General features: G+C 69.5%; 15 protein-coding genes. 5 read left to right on the forward strand and 10 right to left on the reverse strand.

Features of this window, described 5'->3' with window-relative positions; translation table 11 throughout:
* Window positions 1–2: 2 nt before the first annotated feature.
* Window positions 3–980, reverse strand: a complete 978-nt coding sequence (gene corA, locus BM43_RS34250; RefSeq protein ID WP_036051373.1) for a magnesium/cobalt transporter CorA — start codon at window positions 978–980, stop codon at window positions 3–5.
* A gap of 243 nt (window positions 981–1,223) precedes the next feature.
* Here corA and BM43_RS34255 point away from each other — a divergent pair, with 243 nt between their 5' ends.
* The gene (locus BM43_RS34255) at window positions 1,224–1,838 is read left to right on the forward strand and encodes a P-loop nucleotide/nucleoside kinase family protein (RefSeq protein ID WP_017921435.1); all 615 of its coding nucleotides are present in this window, start codon (window positions 1,224–1,226) and stop codon (window positions 1,836–1,838) included.
* Between the two features lie 106 nt (window positions 1,839–1,944).
* On the opposite strand, the gene BM43_RS34260 is transcribed toward BM43_RS34255, so the two are convergent.
* Window positions 1,945–3,045 carry a saccharopine dehydrogenase family protein gene (locus tag BM43_RS34260; protein ID WP_013698170.1) on the reverse strand — a complete coding sequence of 367 codons (1,101 nt, stop codon included), beginning with the start codon at window positions 3,043–3,045 and terminating at the stop codon, window positions 1,945–1,947.
* A 383-nt stretch (window positions 3,046–3,428) separates the two neighbouring features.
* Between BM43_RS34260 and BM43_RS34265 the strand changes: the two genes are divergently transcribed.
* On the forward strand, window positions 3,429–4,883 hold the full coding sequence (locus BM43_RS34265) for a mechanosensitive ion channel domain-containing protein (protein ID WP_036051372.1): 1,455 nt from the start codon (window positions 3,429–3,431) through the stop codon (window positions 4,881–4,883).
* Between the two features lie 64 nt (window positions 4,884–4,947).
* Here the strand turns inward: BM43_RS34265 and BM43_RS34270 are convergent, their stop codons facing one another.
* Window positions 4,948–6,015, reverse strand: a complete 1,068-nt coding sequence (locus tag BM43_RS34270) for a zinc ribbon domain-containing protein (RefSeq protein WP_036051371.1) — start codon at window positions 6,013–6,015, stop codon at window positions 4,948–4,950.
* Window positions 6,016–6,103: 88 nt separating this feature from the next.
* Window positions 6,104–6,568 (reverse strand): Lrp/AsnC family transcriptional regulator, encoded by a 465-nt coding sequence (locus BM43_RS34275; RefSeq protein WP_013698172.1) that lies wholly within the window; start codon window positions 6,566–6,568, stop codon window positions 6,104–6,106.
* 289 nt (window positions 6,569–6,857) lie between these two features.
* Here BM43_RS34275 and BM43_RS34280 point away from each other — a divergent pair, with 289 nt between their 5' ends.
* The 3 genes from BM43_RS34280 (at window position 6,858) to BM43_RS34290 (ending at window position 8,571) form a co-directional block, all read left to right on the forward strand.
* The gene (locus BM43_RS34280) at window positions 6,858–7,403 is read left to right on the forward strand and encodes a Spy/CpxP family protein refolding chaperone (RefSeq protein ID WP_036051370.1); all 546 of its coding nucleotides are present in this window, start codon (window positions 6,858–6,860) and stop codon (window positions 7,401–7,403) included.
* Between the two features lie 169 nt (window positions 7,404–7,572).
* A complete protein-coding gene (locus tag BM43_RS34285; RefSeq protein WP_042285872.1) occupies window positions 7,573–7,929 on the forward strand; it encodes a hypothetical protein in 357 nt (118 codons plus the stop codon).
* Window positions 7,930–8,136: 207 nt separating this feature from the next.
* Window positions 8,137–8,571: a PGDYG domain-containing protein gene (locus BM43_RS34290; RefSeq protein ID WP_025100463.1), complete on the forward strand. Its 435-nt coding sequence runs from the start codon at window positions 8,137–8,139 to the stop codon at window positions 8,569–8,571.
* Between the two features lie 93 nt (window positions 8,572–8,664).
* Here the strand turns inward: BM43_RS34290 and BM43_RS34295 are convergent, their stop codons facing one another.
* The 6 genes from BM43_RS34295 to BM43_RS34320 form a co-directional block, all read right to left on the reverse strand.
* Window positions 8,665–9,027, reverse strand: a complete 363-nt coding sequence (locus tag BM43_RS34295; protein ID WP_036053386.1) for a DUF3022 domain-containing protein — start codon at window positions 9,025–9,027, stop codon at window positions 8,665–8,667.
* Between the two features lie 11 nt (window positions 9,028–9,038).
* Entirely contained in the window at window positions 9,039–9,827 is a 789-nt protein-coding gene (locus BM43_RS34300; RefSeq protein ID WP_013698177.1) for a YhfC family glutamic-type intramembrane protease, read from the reverse strand.
* 54 nt (window positions 9,828–9,881) lie between these two features.
* On the reverse strand, window positions 9,882–10,934 hold the full coding sequence (locus BM43_RS34305) for a LacI family DNA-binding transcriptional regulator (protein WP_036051369.1): 1,053 nt from the start codon (window positions 10,932–10,934) through the stop codon (window positions 9,882–9,884).
* Between the two features lie 626 nt (window positions 10,935–11,560).
* Window positions 11,561–12,523, reverse strand: coding sequence for a 2-hydroxyacid dehydrogenase (locus BM43_RS34310; RefSeq protein ID WP_036039316.1), 963 nt, complete (start codon window positions 12,521–12,523; stop codon window positions 11,561–11,563).
* A gap of 5 nt (window positions 12,524–12,528) precedes the next feature.
* A complete protein-coding gene (locus BM43_RS34315; RefSeq protein WP_036051368.1) occupies window positions 12,529–13,809 on the reverse strand; it encodes an MFS transporter in 1,281 nt (426 codons plus the stop codon).
* 70 nt (window positions 13,810–13,879) lie between these two features.
* Entirely contained in the window at window positions 13,880–14,890 is a 1,011-nt protein-coding gene (locus BM43_RS34320) for a sugar kinase (protein WP_036051366.1), read from the reverse strand.
* Between the last annotated feature and the right edge of the window lie 17 nt (window positions 14,891–14,907).

The raw sequence follows: 14,907 nt of genomic DNA on the forward strand, positions 1-14,907 counted from the left end.
GCTCAGAGCCAGCCGGCGCGCTTGAAGCGCCACCAGAGCGCGAGATCGCCGATCGCCATCACGCCCAGGCAGACATAGAAGCCGAAGCGCCAGTGCAGCTCGGGGATGTTGTTGAAGTTCATGCCGTAGATCCCGGCGATCATGGTCGGGATCGCGAACAAGGCGGCGAAGGAGCCGAGCCGCTTGGTCACCTCGCTCTCGGCCAGCGAGATCATGCCGAGGTCGACTTGCACGGCGGTCACCACCATTTCGCGGCGCGCCTCCAGGGTCTTGGTGATGCGCAGCAGGTGGTCGTAGACGTCGCGGAAGTAATGCTCCATGCCGCTGCAAACCTGCGGCGTGCGCCCGCCGACCAGCTTCGAGAGCGGTTCGAGCAGTGGCGCCGTGTGCTGGTAGACGATCATCAGCCGGCGCTTGAGCGAATAGAGATCCTGGATGATCGCGCGTGCGGTGGCCGGCGTCGATTTCTCGAAGATGCGGTCCTCGAGTGCCTCCAGCTCGGCGCCCAGCGCCTCCACGGTCGGGAAGTAGCGATCGACGATCTGGTCCATCAGCGCGTAGAACACGAAGGCCGCGCCTTCCTTGAGCAGGTGCGGCTCGCGCTCGCAGCGCACGCGCACGTCCTGGAAGCCGTGCGAGGTGTGGTTGCGGATCGACAGGATGTAGTTGGGGCCGACGAACACGTTCAGCTCGCCGATCTCGAACTCGTCGTCGGCATCGAGCTCGACCGTGTGCATCACCGCGAACAGCGAGTCGCCGTATTCCTCGATCTTCGGCCGCTGGTGGCCGTTGCGCGCATCCTCGAGCGCCAGCTCGTGCAGGCCGAACTCCTCGCCCATGCGCTCCAGCTCCTCGGGCTCGGGTTCCTTCAGCGCGACCCAGACGAAGCATTCGGGGCGGGCCACGTAGTCGCTGATGTCGTCGATGTCGATGTCGGCCAGCTTCTGGCCATTCTGGTAGGCAACGCAGTTGATCAACATTGTGTCGGGGGGAAACGTCCGTTTCTGTCGATGAATCGATCCGCTAGTGTAGCCGTTCCGCCCCGCTCCACGCAGCAGGTCGCCCGGCCTCGCCGGCCTTGCGCGGCCGGGGCTTCGCGCTCATCATCGTGCAGTCGCGCGCAGCCGACGATCGCCTTTCCGGCGGCCTTCCTCCGGCTTGCGACGGCTCCCCGGCCGCGCGCCCGGCATCGTCCCCTCACCCCGCCCCGGAGGCTCACGCCCGTGAAGTACCTGGTGTTTTTCTGCGGTCATGCCGGCACCGGCAAGACCACCCTCGCCAAGCAGTTGATCGGCCCGCTGATGCGCAGCACCGGCGAGGCCTTCTGCCTGCTCGACAAGGACACGCTCTACGGCCGCTACAGCGCCGCCGCGATGGGCGCGCTCACGCAGGACCCGAACGATCGCGACAGCCCGCTCTACCTGCAGCATCTGCGCGATCCGGAATACCAGGGCCTGCTCGATACCGCGCGCGAGAACCTGGAGCTGGGCATCAGCGTGCTGGTGGTCGGCCCGCTGTCGCGCGAGATCCGCGACGGGCGGCTGTTCAACCGGCAGTGGCTGGGCATCGGCCACGACGTGGAGTTGCGCGTGGTCTGGGTGCATACCTCGGAGGAGATGGCGCGCGAGCGCATCGTCGCGCGCGGCAATCCCAACGACGCCTACAAGCTCGCGCACTGGGACGAGTATCGCGCGCGCCGTTTCGTGCCGAGCGGCGAGGCCTGCGAAGGACTGCTGAGGTTCGACAACACCGCGCCGGGCGCGGCCGACGTGGAGGCGCTGCTGCACGCGATCGTGCCGCCCGCGCCGAGCGCGATGGTGCCGCCGCTGCCCGCCTGAGCCGCGGCGGGCGGCACGCGAAGGCGCCTGAAATACAAACGGCCGACGCGGGTGGTTTCCACCCGCGTCGGCCGTTTTTCCTATCCGGGCCTGCCGCCCTGCCCGCTCATGCCATGGCGTGCGAAGGCACCGTCATCGCGCCTTCGTAGAGCCGGCCGAAGCGGTTCTTCAGGAAGGCCTCGAGGGGCACCTGCTCCTGGCGCACGAAGCCGCGTTGCGGCAGCCGACCTTCGCGGAACAGGTCGAGCACCGCGCACATCGCGCCGGCCGTGGTGATCTGGATCGCGCTCATCGGCATGCCGCCGATCTCGTTGGCGAAGATCTTGCGCGTGAACACGTCCTGCACCAGTTGGCCATTCTTCACGCCCGTCACGGTCACGAACACCAGCACCACATCCTGCTTGGTGGAGGGCACCGCGCGCCGCATCATCGCCTTGAGCGCGTCGCGGTCGCTGGCCAGGCGCATGTCTTCCAGCAGGAACTGCATCAGGTCGCGGTGGCCCGGATAGCGCACCGACTTGTAGTCGAGCGTGCCGACCTTGTCGGCCAGCGTCTCGCACAGCGTGCCGAGGCCGCCCGAGGTGTTGAAGGCCTCGTACTCGATGCCGTCCAGCGAGAAGTGCTCGAGGCCTTCGAGCGGCTGCACCCATTGGCGCTGGCCGTCGCGGATCGCCTCGCAGGGCTGGCAGTATTCGTTGATCAGGCCGTCCACGCTCCAGGTCAGGTTGTACTTCAGCGCGTTGGTCGGGTACTCGGGCAGCGCGCCGACTCGCATCTTGACGTCGCGGATCTCGCTGAAGCCCTCCACCAGCGAATGCGCGGCGATGCCGATGAAGCCCGGCGCGAGCCCGCATTGCGGCATGAAGGCATGCTCGGCGCCCTCGGCCAGGCTGCGGATCGCATGAGTGGCGCGCACGTCCTCGGTCAGGTCGAAGTAGTGGACGCCGGCCGCCTTGGCCGCTGCGGCCACGTTCACGGCCAGGTAATACGGCAGCGCGTTGACCAGCGCGTCGAAGCCCTTGAGCGCGTCGCGAATCGCGTTGGCGTCGGCCGAATCGACGCGGCGCGTCTCGATGCCGGCCTCGGCGAGCTTGGCCAGCGCCTCGGCGTCACGGTCGAAGGCGACCACCTGGTAGTCGCCCGTTTCGCGCAGCAGGTGGGCAATGGTGTGGCCGATCAGGCCGGCGCCGACGATGGCGATCTTCATGGTGACTCTCCTGACGTGTGTTTGTTGTGTTCGAAGGCGATTCGGCTGCCTGCAGGAGAGTGTACGAACGAGCAAAAACAGTTGATAGACGGAAAGTGATGCGATCCGACACCGATATTCGTCGATATGACGAAGCGTTTCGACTTTATGTCGGAATTGGCCCCGGAACGCGGCGCGGGATCCAGGGCGACAGGCCCCGGCGGCACCGCGCGATCGCCGGTGTTTTCGCAGATCGATTTTCGCGCGGATCGAGTCGACGAGTCCAGGCGAGTCGGGCATGCTAGCGGCTGCGCCCCCGCCCGTCTTTTCGGCCGAGACACCGGGAGATACCGGGTTCGGCGGCGCCCCCCGTACTTCCGACAAGCCCGGTTCCGGAGCGACCCGTGAAATATCCGCTGATTGTGGCCTCGAGCATCGTCGCGGCCGATATCCTCGTGTGGCGCGCCCGGCTTCCCCCCTACGAAACCCGCCTGTTCATCCGGCTCGCGCTGTTCGCGGCCCTGAGCTGGCTGCTGTTCAGCGCGGACATGAGCCCGTTCGGCGAGCCGCCGTATCGCGACGCCGCGGGGCTGCACTGGCTCGCGCAGATCCTCGAAATCATCTGGTGGCTGATGGGCGCGCGCCTGCTGACGCTCTCGCTCGACCTGCTCCTGCTGCCGCGCAGTTGGCGCAAGCAGCGGCTGTTCTCGGACGTGTTCGGCGCCATCGTGTTTCTCGCCGCGACGGTGGCGGCGCTGGCCTTCGTGCTCGAGCTGCCGGTGCGCGGCCTGGTCGCCACCTCGGGCGCGCTGGCCATCGTGCTCGGCCTGGCGATCCAGAGCACGCTCAGCGACGTGTTCGCGGGCATCGTGCTCAGCACCACCGAGCCCTATTCGGTGGGCGACTGGGTCGTCATCGACGACGTGGAGGGCATGGTCGTCGAGATGAACTGGCGCGCCACGCACCTGCTGACCGGCCAGGGCAATACCCTGGTCGTGCCGAACGCGCTGACCGCCAAGGCGAAGATCTCGAACAACAGCCGCCCGGCCAAGGTCCATGGTCTCTCGCTGGTGCTCGAGATCGACCCCGAGGCGCGCCCCAGGACCGTGCTGGACGCGCTGGAGCGGGCGCTGACCGGCTGCCACGCGATACTGCGCTCGCCCGCCGCCTATGCGCGCGTGCAGCGCGCGACGCTCAACTCGATCCATTACGAGGTGGTGGGCTTCGTCGACGACATGGCGCTCAAGCGCGCCGCCTCCAACGAGCTGTTCGACCTGTGCTACCGGCACCTGGCCGCCGCCGGGGTGCCCTTGCGCGCGCTGGGCGTGCCGGCGCCGGCGGCCGAGGCTGGCGACGCCAGGCTAGCGCTGCTTAAGCGCGTGTCTTTGTTCGAAAGCCTCGACGCCGCCGAGGTGGCCCAGCTCGCGAAGCGTCTTTCACGGCACGAATACCGGGCCAACCAGGAAATCCTCGCGCCGGACACGGTGCCGGACAGTCTGGCGATCGTCTATACCGGGGTGTTGTCGGTGGTGTTCCGCGAAGCCTCGGGAGAACGCGAGCTGGCCCGCGTCGGCCCGGGCGAGGCCTTCGGGGAGGCGGGCTTGCTGGCCGGCCTGCCGATGCGGGTGTCGATCACCACGCTGACGCCCGCGGTCCTGTTCCAGCTCGGCAAGGACGACATGAGCGCGTTCCTGAAGGCGCATCCGGAAGTGGCCGAGAAGCTGTGCCAGTTGCTGGCCTACCGGCAGGACAAGCTCGGCAAGCTGACCGCGGCGCTGCCCGCCGAGCAGGAACACGGCCATTCCCTGTTCGACTGGTTGTTCGGCAAGATGCGGCACGTGCACTCGCTGCACGATTGAGACGCCCGCCCGCGAAGCGGCTCGCGGGTCGTTGCGCGCGCAAGCTTCGTCGCGCCGCCGGGCCTCACGAGGCCGCCGGCGGCTCCTCGCGCTGCACCGCCGCCCCGCAGCCGCTGCAGAACGGGAAGAAGGCGAAATTGCGCGTGCCGCAGGCGCAGGACTGGAACAGCTTCAGGCCGCAGTGGATGCAGAAGGTCGACTGCTCGCCGCCGAGACTCCAGGGCTTGTCGCAGGACGGGCACATCTTCTTCTGGAACGAGGCGATCGCCTTCTCGTAGCCGATCGACTGGGCCCGTTCGTCCTGGCTGCGCTGCATCTCCTCGCGCTTGCGCTCGACGTAGCGCTGGAAGGCCCGCAGCATGTAAATGCCGGCGAAGATCGTCAGCGCGATGCCGACCGCCACCCGCACATAACCGCCGAAGTCGGGCAGGTAGGGCACCAGCTCGACGAAGAAGGCCGACAGCGCGAACAGCCCGAAGCCATGGACGAAAGGCCAGTAGCGCGCGCGGCGGTAGCGCAGGAACAGCCACACGGCGAGCAGCAGCACCGGCAGCGTGAAGGCCAGGCGCCAGCCGAACACGGCCAGCGAATAGCGGCGCAGCGCGGCCTGGTAGCGCTGGTCCGCCTCGCCGCCGGCCTGCTCGGCGCGCGTCTCGAGCGCGCTGGAGCGCTGTTCCAGCGCGTGCGCCTGGTCGGCCAGCGTGTCCTGCTGCTTCTGCCAGCCCGCCAGCGCCGCCTGCAGCTTGTCGAGTTCCTGGGTGCGCGCGAGCAGCTCGGGGTTGCGGCTGCTGTCGCCGGTCGCGGTGCGCGTGGCCACCCAGTTGCGAAACGCCTCGCGGGCATTGTCGTAGTCGCGCCGGGCGCGCGTGGCGCCCGCGTTGGCGGCGTCCTGCCGCGTCGACAGGCTGGCGCGCTCGCCCTCCAGCGCGCGCCGCTCGTCGCGCAGGGCCGCGTCGCGCGCCGTGTCGGCGAACTGCGCGGCCTCGGGCGGGCCGCCGCGCGGCGCGAACATCAGGTCGCGGATCACCAGGCTGCCGAGCATGTTGAGGAATAGCGCGAACACGATCGCGAGCGCCCAGGAGGCGAGCCGCAACCAGCGTTCGGGACGGGAAAATGCCTGACTGGTCTTCATGGCCGCTGCGCTCCTGTGGTCGATATCCTTGTTTGTGCTTGTGCCGGGAGACTGCCTCGGCGCGCGGGATTCGCGCGCCGTGCCGCATTCAGACGCTGATGGTGCCGCGATCGATCTTGCGTGCGAGGATGATCGAGGTGGTGGTGCGTTCCACGCCGTCGAGCGCGCCGATCTCGTCGAGCAGGTCGTTGAGCCGGCCCGGCGAATCGGCGCGCAGCCAGGCCACGTAGTCGTATTCGCCGCTCACCGCGCACAGCAGTTGCAGCTCGGGCATGCGGTCGAGCCGCTTGAGCACGTCCTGCCCGAACTTGGGCGCGAGGATGATGCCGACATAGGCCACCAGGCTCGCGTCGAGCACGTCCTGGCCGAGCCGCGCGCCGTAGCCGGCGATCACCTGGGTGCGCTCCAGGCGCTCGATGCGCGCGATCACCGTGGTGCGCGCCACGCCGAGCTGACGCGCCAGTTCCGCGACGCTCGCGCGCGCGTTCGCCTGCAGCAGCGAGACGAGGTTGCGGTCGAGTTCGTCGAGCTGGTCGAGTCGAGGTGGGCGCATGACGGATTCCGTGACAAGGTGTCGCGATGATAGCGCCGAAGCGGCGCCGGCCCAAACGCGGAGCCCGCCGCAACGGGCTTTTCCACGCGATTCCGGCCGCGCACGGGGCCGCCGCGCCGGCGATTTCGATTTCGTTTCGGTTGTAAGCAGATGTCGCCGCGCTGCACATTTGCCCTTGCGCATGCTACTAATAGCGCGCGTCTCCGGCTCGCGACTTGCTATACCCGACCTGACATCAGGCGGCCGCAGGCACCACCGGATACCGTTTGACGACCACACAGGAGTTCCAATGAAAAAGATCTCGCTGACTCTCGCCGCGCTGTTCGCGCTTACCGGCTCGCTCGCCGCCCACGCCCAGACGCCCGCCTCCGCTGCGGCGGCAGCCGCCTCGACGCCGGGCGCCGCGCATGCCGCGCGTCACGAGGCCCGCGTCGAGGAACGGATCACCTACCTGCACCAGCAGTTGAAGATCACGCAGGCCCAGGAAGCCCAATGGCAACCGTTCGCCGACACGATGCGCGAGAACGGTGAAACCATGGGCCGCCTCTATGGCGAGCGCGCCGACGGCAAGAGCTCGGCGACGGCCCTCGACGACGTGAAGCAGTACGCGGAAATCGCCCAGGCGAACGCCGATGGCGCCAAGAAGCTGGTCGACACCTTCGGCCCGCTGTACGAGGCGCTCTCGCCGGAGCAGAAGGCGATTGCCGACAAGACTTTCCGCGAGCGCTGGAACCATCGCGGCCCGCAAGGCGGCAAGCATGCGCCGCACAAGGGCGCGGCCAAGAAGCCGGCCGCCCCGGCAGCCGACGCGGCCAGCGCCCCGGCCGCGCAGTAAGCCTTGGGCGGGGCCTTGGCGCCCCGCCCTCGCAGGCCATCGAACCGGCCCGCCGCTTCACAGCGGCGGGCCGGTTTTTTCATTGGCGGCGGGTGCCGATGTCGCGGGAGTGAACCGATTCGGGCGAGCCGGGTCTGAAGACTCCTTACAAAACACCGACATTCATGCCATGCGCGCTCGCCTGTTCCTGTCCCGCCTGCTCCCCTTGCTGCTGATCGCGGCGCCGCCCGCCTGGGCGCAACTGGCCGCACATCGAGGCGCCGCCGCGCCCGCGCCGGCCTCCGCCACCCGCTTCGCCTCGCCGCTCGCCCGCAACCTGCAGGGCGGCGCGACGGCCGCGACGCCCGCCTCGGCGCGCTGCCAGGAGCTCGCCGGCATGGTCGGCCAGGCCATCGCCGAGCCGGATCGCCGCAACGTGGTGGTGCGCCGCGTGGGCCCGGATGGCCAGTTGCGCAACGATCTCGGCGAATACGACCGGCGCGCGTCGCCGGAAGCCGAATACCGGCGCCTGGGTTGCCGGTCCTGAAGCAGTCCTGGGGCAGTCCTGACGTGGCCCTGAGGTGACCTCGAAGTGGCCTCGAAGCAACCCTGAGGCAGCTCGATCCAGCCCGGAGAAGCCTCGCCGCCAACCCGCGCGAACCTGGCGAGCCGGACGGCGCGCCAAGGCCGCCAGCCCCACGGCCGGCCGGTTTCAAGCTACAGTTCGGGCTTTTCTCAGCCAGGCACGCGAACCATGATCGAACTGAAGCAAATCGACCTGCGCACGGATCCCGCCGCGCAACGCGTCGTCAAGGACGAAACCGTGGAAGTGGCCTTCGCCGCCGAGGCGGGCGAACTGATGAGCCTGGAAGGGCCGAACCGCTACGCGGCCGGCGACGCGATCGTGACGGGCTCGACCGGCGATCGCTGGGTGGTGTCCCGCCAGCGTTTCGACGACAAGTACCTGCCGGCCGCCGAGGGGCTCGCGCACGGCGACGCCGGCCCGTACCGGAACCGGCCGGCGGTGGTGCTGGCGAAACGGATGGAGGCAGCGTTCTCGATCGCGCGTTCCGAAAACGGCGACGTGCTGCGCGGCGCGGCCGGCGACTGGGTCATGCAGTACGCGCCCGGCGACTACGGCGTGGTGCAGGCGCAGCGTTTCGCGCAAGTCTATCGCGTCACGCAGTAAGCGCGGCGATCCTTGGAAGGCACCGGCGGCGCAAGGCCGCCGGCGATTTACGCCGCCGCCCCGGAATCACCGCGGCCGCGGCACAGCACCCGCTCAGGCGAATTCCTCGCCCAGCACCAGCTCGGTATCGCGCTCGATCGCCTGGCCTTCCGCGTGCCGCTCTTCCAGCGAGCCGATGAAGGCCTCGACATAGGCGCGCAGCACGGCGTGGCTGCGCGCGCGCTGCATCGGCCGCATCGCCAGGTAGCGCGCGAAGGCCGCCGACTCGATGCGCAGCGCCAGCGTCATGCGCTTGGGCGCCGAGCCGAAACGCATCCCCAGCCATTGCACGTACAGGAAGCGCCCGCCTTCGTCGCCGCGCTCGGCGAAACTCGTCTGCTCCGGGAACAGGTCGCAGATCACATGCGCGAGCGCGTCGAACTCGGCGCTGGCGCAGTCGTAGTGGTAGTCGTCCATGGTGGTCGGGCTCAGGCGGTGCGCGTGGCGGGCCGGCACCAGCGGACCAGCGCGGCAATCAGGATCAGGGTCATCAGGCCGTAGGCCGTGACCATCGTCGACACGGGAATCGCGCCGGCATTGAAGGCCATCAGCGGCAGGTCGCCGATCGGGTGCAGCACGATCGCCAGCGGCAGGATCCAGCGCTTGCGCGCCTGCACCCCGCGCCACACCAGCACCGACATGGCGAGCTGGAAGGTGAAGGCGGCCAGGCATTCGAGCACGCGCACCACGATGGTCGAGGCCGACATGGTGATCAGCATCATCTGGATGCGCAGCGCGAGATCGGGCGGCATGGTCGAGAGCTGCTGGTTGAGCTGGCCGCGCTGCGCGAGCCACACCAGCCAGACCCACTGGCCCAGCACGATCACGCCGACGAACCAGGCCTGCGCGCCACCGAAGCCGATCCCGTAGCCGAGCCCGCGCGCGTCGCCCGAGGACGCGCCGTAGCGGCGCTCGACGAAACGCAGGCCGAGGTAGCGGCCGCCCTCCTCGATCACCGCGGCCACCGCGATGCCGAAGGCGACGAAGACCACCGGCTGCGAGAGCCATTGCACGGCGCCCGGCAGCATCGGCGCGAGCGCGTAGACGCCGCGCTCGATCAGGGTGGCGAACAGCATGAAGGCCGCGATGCCGACGATGGCGTCGCGACGATCCAGTTTCATCGGGGATTTCAGCAAGCGGAACGCAACGATCGGCAACAGCGCGACGATCAGCGTGCCGATGATCAGCGCCACCAGGGTGGCGGGGGCAACAGTCATGACGATCCTTGGTCGGTCAGGCGCACCGGAGCGGTGCGCGACCCCGCATGATACTCAGCTTGCGGTCGATGTGCGCACCACCAGCTCGCCGGGCAGCAGCGCCTCGCGCGCCGCGTCGGTGGCGCCGTCGATCCGGTCGTGCACGAATTCGACCGCGCGATAGCCGATTTCATAGGTGGGCTGACGGATCGTGGTGATGCCGAGCAGCTCGGCCCATTCGGGATCGTCGATCGACAGCAGCGCCACCCTGGCCTGCCAGCCGGCGCCGTGACGCGCGTGCAGGTGACGCGCAAGCGCCAGCGCCACCGGCGCGTTGGCGGCGAACAGCGCGACCCGGCGGCCGGCCGACGCGGCGGCGTCGAGCCGCGCGTCGAGCCCGGCCAGCGCGCCGGCCAGTGCCTCGCAATCGGCCAGGTCGGCGACGATCGTGGGCGCCGCCTCGCGGTCGCGGCCCAGCTCGGCCAGCGCCGCGCGGAACGCGGCCTCGCGCAGGCGCCGCGAACTCACCTGCTCGAACGGCTGCACCACGAAACAGACTTCGGCGAAACCCTGCGCGAACAGGTGCGCGAGCCCCGCGCGCACCGCGGCGGTATTGTCCAGGCCGACCAGGTCGGCGTCGAAACCCTCCACGCGCCGATCGACCAGCACGGTCGGGATCCCGCAGCCGCGCAGCGGCATCAGCGCATCCTCGCGCGCGCCCAGCGCGTTGACGATCATGCCCTCGACGCGATAGGTGGTCAGCAGTTGCAGGTAGCGGCGCTCCATGTCGGCCTCGTTGGCGGCATGGCAGATCAGCGGCATGTAGCCGAGCGCGTGGCAGGCCGCCTCGACGCCCTGCAGCACCTCGACCGTATAAGGATTGGTGAGGTCGGCCGCGAGCAGCCCGAGCAGGCGGTTGCGGCCGCGCTTGAGGCCGCGCGCCATCTGGTTCGGCCGGTAGTTCAGGCGCTGGATCGCGGCCTCGATGCGGGTGCGCAGATCCGCCGACAGCACGTTGGTCTCGCCGTTCAGGTAGCGCGACACGCTGGTCTTGCCGGTGCCGGCCTCGCGCGCGACATCGCTGATGGTGGCCGGGCGCGCGCCGGCCGGGGAACGGGTTTCGCTCATCGCGGCGCCTGCTGGCGAACGCCGCGCGAGGTGCGCGGGCGGGATCGGCGGGGAGATCCGAGGGCGGATCGGGATACGCAGTTCAACTGATCGTTTCTCCATGTGGCGACGCCGGCAGCGCAGGCTGCTGCGCCGACGGCCTCGAGCCGCGGCTCCCGGGGGCGGGCTGCCGGCCGATGGACACCGGGCTGGCCCGGCATATCCAGCCAGTTCACGAACGCGGCTGGCCCTCGAGTCCCTGACGGGCTTGCCAGGATCAGCCGGGCCCGGGGACGCGAGACCTCAGTCAGCGCGGGATCATAACGCAGCCGGACGTCAGGCGATACGAGGGTCCGTTCGGTTCGCCCGCGACGGCCGGCGGGCGGCTTGCGGCGAGCGCGCCGGTGCCCGGTAACCAGGCACCGCGCCGTCAGCCGGCGAGCCCCGGACATCGCGGCTCGCCGCGTTTCGCCGGGTTTCTGGTGCACTGCGCAACCTATCGCGGCGCGGCGCGCCGATAGCGACTATCCGATACCGACCATGCGGCGGCGATGGTTTCAGGCAGGCAACAGGCTCGCGCCACGGCGCCCTTCCATGCCCGGCGCCTGTCTCGATTCCGGCGGTGGCACGCCGCCGGAACCCGGCACTCAGCGCGCGAGCAGTTCGCGGTTGACGAGGTTGCCGCGCAGCGTGCCGTCGAGCGCGCCGATCAGGTTCTCGGCGGCGTTGCGCGCCATGGCGTGACGCGTCTCGTGCGTGGCCGAGCCGATATGCGGCAGCGCCACCACGTTCTTCATCGCCAGCAGCGGCGAATCGGCCGCCAGCGGTTCCTGCTCGAACACGTCGAGCCCCGCGCCGCGGATGGTGCCGGCGCGCAGCGCCTCGATCAGCGCCGCCTCGTCGACCACCGGCCCGCGCGCGGCGTTGATCAGGATCGCGCCCGGCTTCATCCTCGCCAGCTCGGGCGCGCCGATCAGGTGGCGCGTCGCCTCGCTCAGCGGCACCTGCAGGCAGACGAAATCGGAGGTGGCGAGCAGCTCGTCGAGCGGCACGCGGCGCGCGCCGAACTGCGTCTCGGCCTCGGCGTTCGCGCTGCGATTGGTGTACTGCACGCGCATCCGGAAACCGAGCGCGGCACGCCGCGCCACCGCCGCGCCGATCCGGCCCAGCCCGACGATGCCAAGCGTCTTGCCCTGCACGTCGGTGCCGTAGAGTGGCTCGCCGATGCTCTTCTTCCACTGCCCGGCCTTGACGAACTCGGCCAGCTCGACCACCCGCCGCGCGCTCGACAGGATCAGCGCGAACACCGTGTCGGCGGTCGACTCGGTCAGCACGTCGGGGGTATGCGCGAGCAGGATGCCGCGGCGCGTGAGGTCGGCCACGTCGAAGTTGTCGTAGCCGACCGAGATGGTCGACCAGGCGCGCAGCCGCGGCGCGCGATCGAGCATCGCGGCGGTCACCGGCACGCTCGCGCCGATCGCGCCGTCGGCATCGGCCAGCGCCTCGGCGAGCGCCTCGGCGCCTTCGGCCTGGATCACCTCGGCGTGCTCGCGCAGGTAGGCGAGCACGTCATCGGGCAGGGTCTTGTAGGCGACGATACGGTAGCTCATGCGATTCATTTTCCTGTGGTGGAGTGCGCGAGCGGCAAGGCCCCGTCGGGATGCGGCCTGACCACCAGCGTCAGCACGACCGAGGCGACCAGCGCCACGCTCATGAACGCATAGGACGCCGAGGGCGAGCCGGTCGCGCCGTTCAGATAACCGACGACATAGGAGCCGACGAAGGAGCCCAGCGCGCCCATGCTGTTGATCAGGGCCATCGCGCCGCCGGCGACGTTCCTCGGCAGCAGCTCGGGCACGATCGCGAAGAACGGCCCGTAGGGCGCGTACATGGCGGCGCCGGCGATCACCAGCATCGCGTAGGACAGCCAGAAGTGGGTCGAGCCGAGCGCGTAGGAGCCTGCGAAGGCGATCGCGCCGACCAGCAGGAACGGCCAGACGAAGGCCTTGCGCGTGTCGAGCTTGTCCGAGGCCCAGGACACGACCAGCATCGCGATGGTGGCGGCCAGGTAGGGCAGCGCCGACAGCCAGCCGGTCTCGACCATGCCGAACGAGGAACCGTTCTTGACGATCGAGGGCAGCCACAGCACGAAGCCGTAGACGCCGATGCTCCAGCAGAAGTACTGGGCGCAGAGCAGCAGCACGGCCGGCTGGCGGAACGCCTCGCGATAGTTGCGCACCGGCTTGAGGGCGGCCTGCTCGCTGGCCAGCGCGCGCTCGATGTCGCGCTTCTCGTCGGCCGACAGCCACCTGGCCTCGGCCGGCTTGTCCTGCACCAGCACCCACCAGCAGATCGCCCAGATGACGGCCGGCACGCCCTCGGCGACGAACATGTGGCGCCAGCCGAATTCGTGCACCAGGTAGCCCGACACCACCGACATCCACAGCACCGTGACCGGGTTGCCGAGGATCAGGAAGGTGTTGGCGCGCGAGCGCTCGTGCTTGGTGAACCAGTTGCTGATGTAGATCAGCATGGCCGGCATGACGGCCGCCTCCACCACGCCCAGCGCGAAGCGGATCGCCATCAGCGAGGGGATGTTGCTGACCAGGCCGGTCAGCGCCGCGCAGCCGCCCCACAGCACCAGGCTCCAGAACACCAGGCGCTTGACGCTGCGCCGCTCGGCGTAGATCGCGCCGGGGATCTGGAAGAAGAAGTAGCCGAGGAAGAACAGCGCGCCGATCAGCGAGGCCAGGCCCTTGCCGATGCCGAGATCCTGGTTGATGCCGGCCGCCGAGGCGAAGCCGAAGTTCGCGCGATCGAGGTACGCGAGGCTGTACGTGATGAACACGATCGGCATGATCTTCCACCAGCGGCGGATCGGAAGCGTTGCGGACATGGGGCTTGTCTCCTTCGGCGTGCGGCGCCGTATCGGGTTCGTCGCGGCGCGTGACGCGCCGCGCGGGCAATTATCGCGCGAGTGCCTCGGCGGCGGCGGCCGGTGCCGCCTGGGCGGCACGCGCGGCGGCCGCTTCGAGCCGGTCGAGCTGTTCGCGGCTCGGCAGGCCTTCGGAATCGCCGATCACCTGGATCGCCAGCGCGCCGATGCGGTTGCCGCGCGCCACCGCCTCGGCCACCGTGCGGCCTTCGAGCAGGCCGCTGATCACGCCGACCGCGAAGCCGTCACCGGCGCCCACCGTGTCCACCACACGCTCGACGCGCTCGCCGGCCACCGTTCCCTCGTGGCCGTCGACCGTCAGGTAGTAGGCGCCGGCCTCGCCGAGCTTGATCGCCACGCCGGCGCGCGCGCCGTTGGCGAGGTAGAAGCGCGCGATCTCGGCCGGCGTGTCGAGGCCGGTCAACTGGCGGCCCTCGGCCAGGCCCGGCAGCACCCAGTCGGCATGCGAGGCCAGTTCGTTGAGCGTACGCGCCATCGCCCCGGCCGAAGGCCACAGCGTGGGGCGCAGGTTCGGATCGAAGGAAATCGTCTTGCCGGCCGCGCGCATCTCGCGGGCCAGGTGGAAGGCCAGCTCGCAGGACGTCGACGAGATCGCCGGTGCCACGCCCGTCAGGTGCAGGTGGCGCGCGCCCAGCGCGTAGTCGGCGACATAGTCGTCCAGCGACAGGTGGCTGGCGGCCGAGCCCTTGCGGAAGTATTCGATGTCCGGGTCGCTGCCGTCGTCGCTGCGCGCCTTCAATTGGAAGCCGGTGCGATAACGCTCGTCGATCGTCACGCAGGACGCATCGATGCCCTCGTGGGCCAGCGTGTCGAGCACGTGGCGGCCGAACGAATCCTTGCCGACGCGGCTCAGGTAGCCGACCCGAAAGCCGAGCCGTGCCAGGCCGATCGCGACGTTCAGGTCGGCGCCGGCGATCCGCCTGGTGAACTGCTCGGCCTGCGCGAGCGGACCCGGCGCATTGGCGACGAACAGCGTCATGGCTTCGCCGTAGGTGAGGATTTCGACGGGGGACTGCGACATGATGAAAACTCCTTCGG

This window comes from Burkholderia gladioli (genome assembly GCF_000959725.1).
Taxonomy (GTDB): domain Bacteria; phylum Pseudomonadota; class Gammaproteobacteria; order Burkholderiales; family Burkholderiaceae; genus Burkholderia; species Burkholderia gladioli.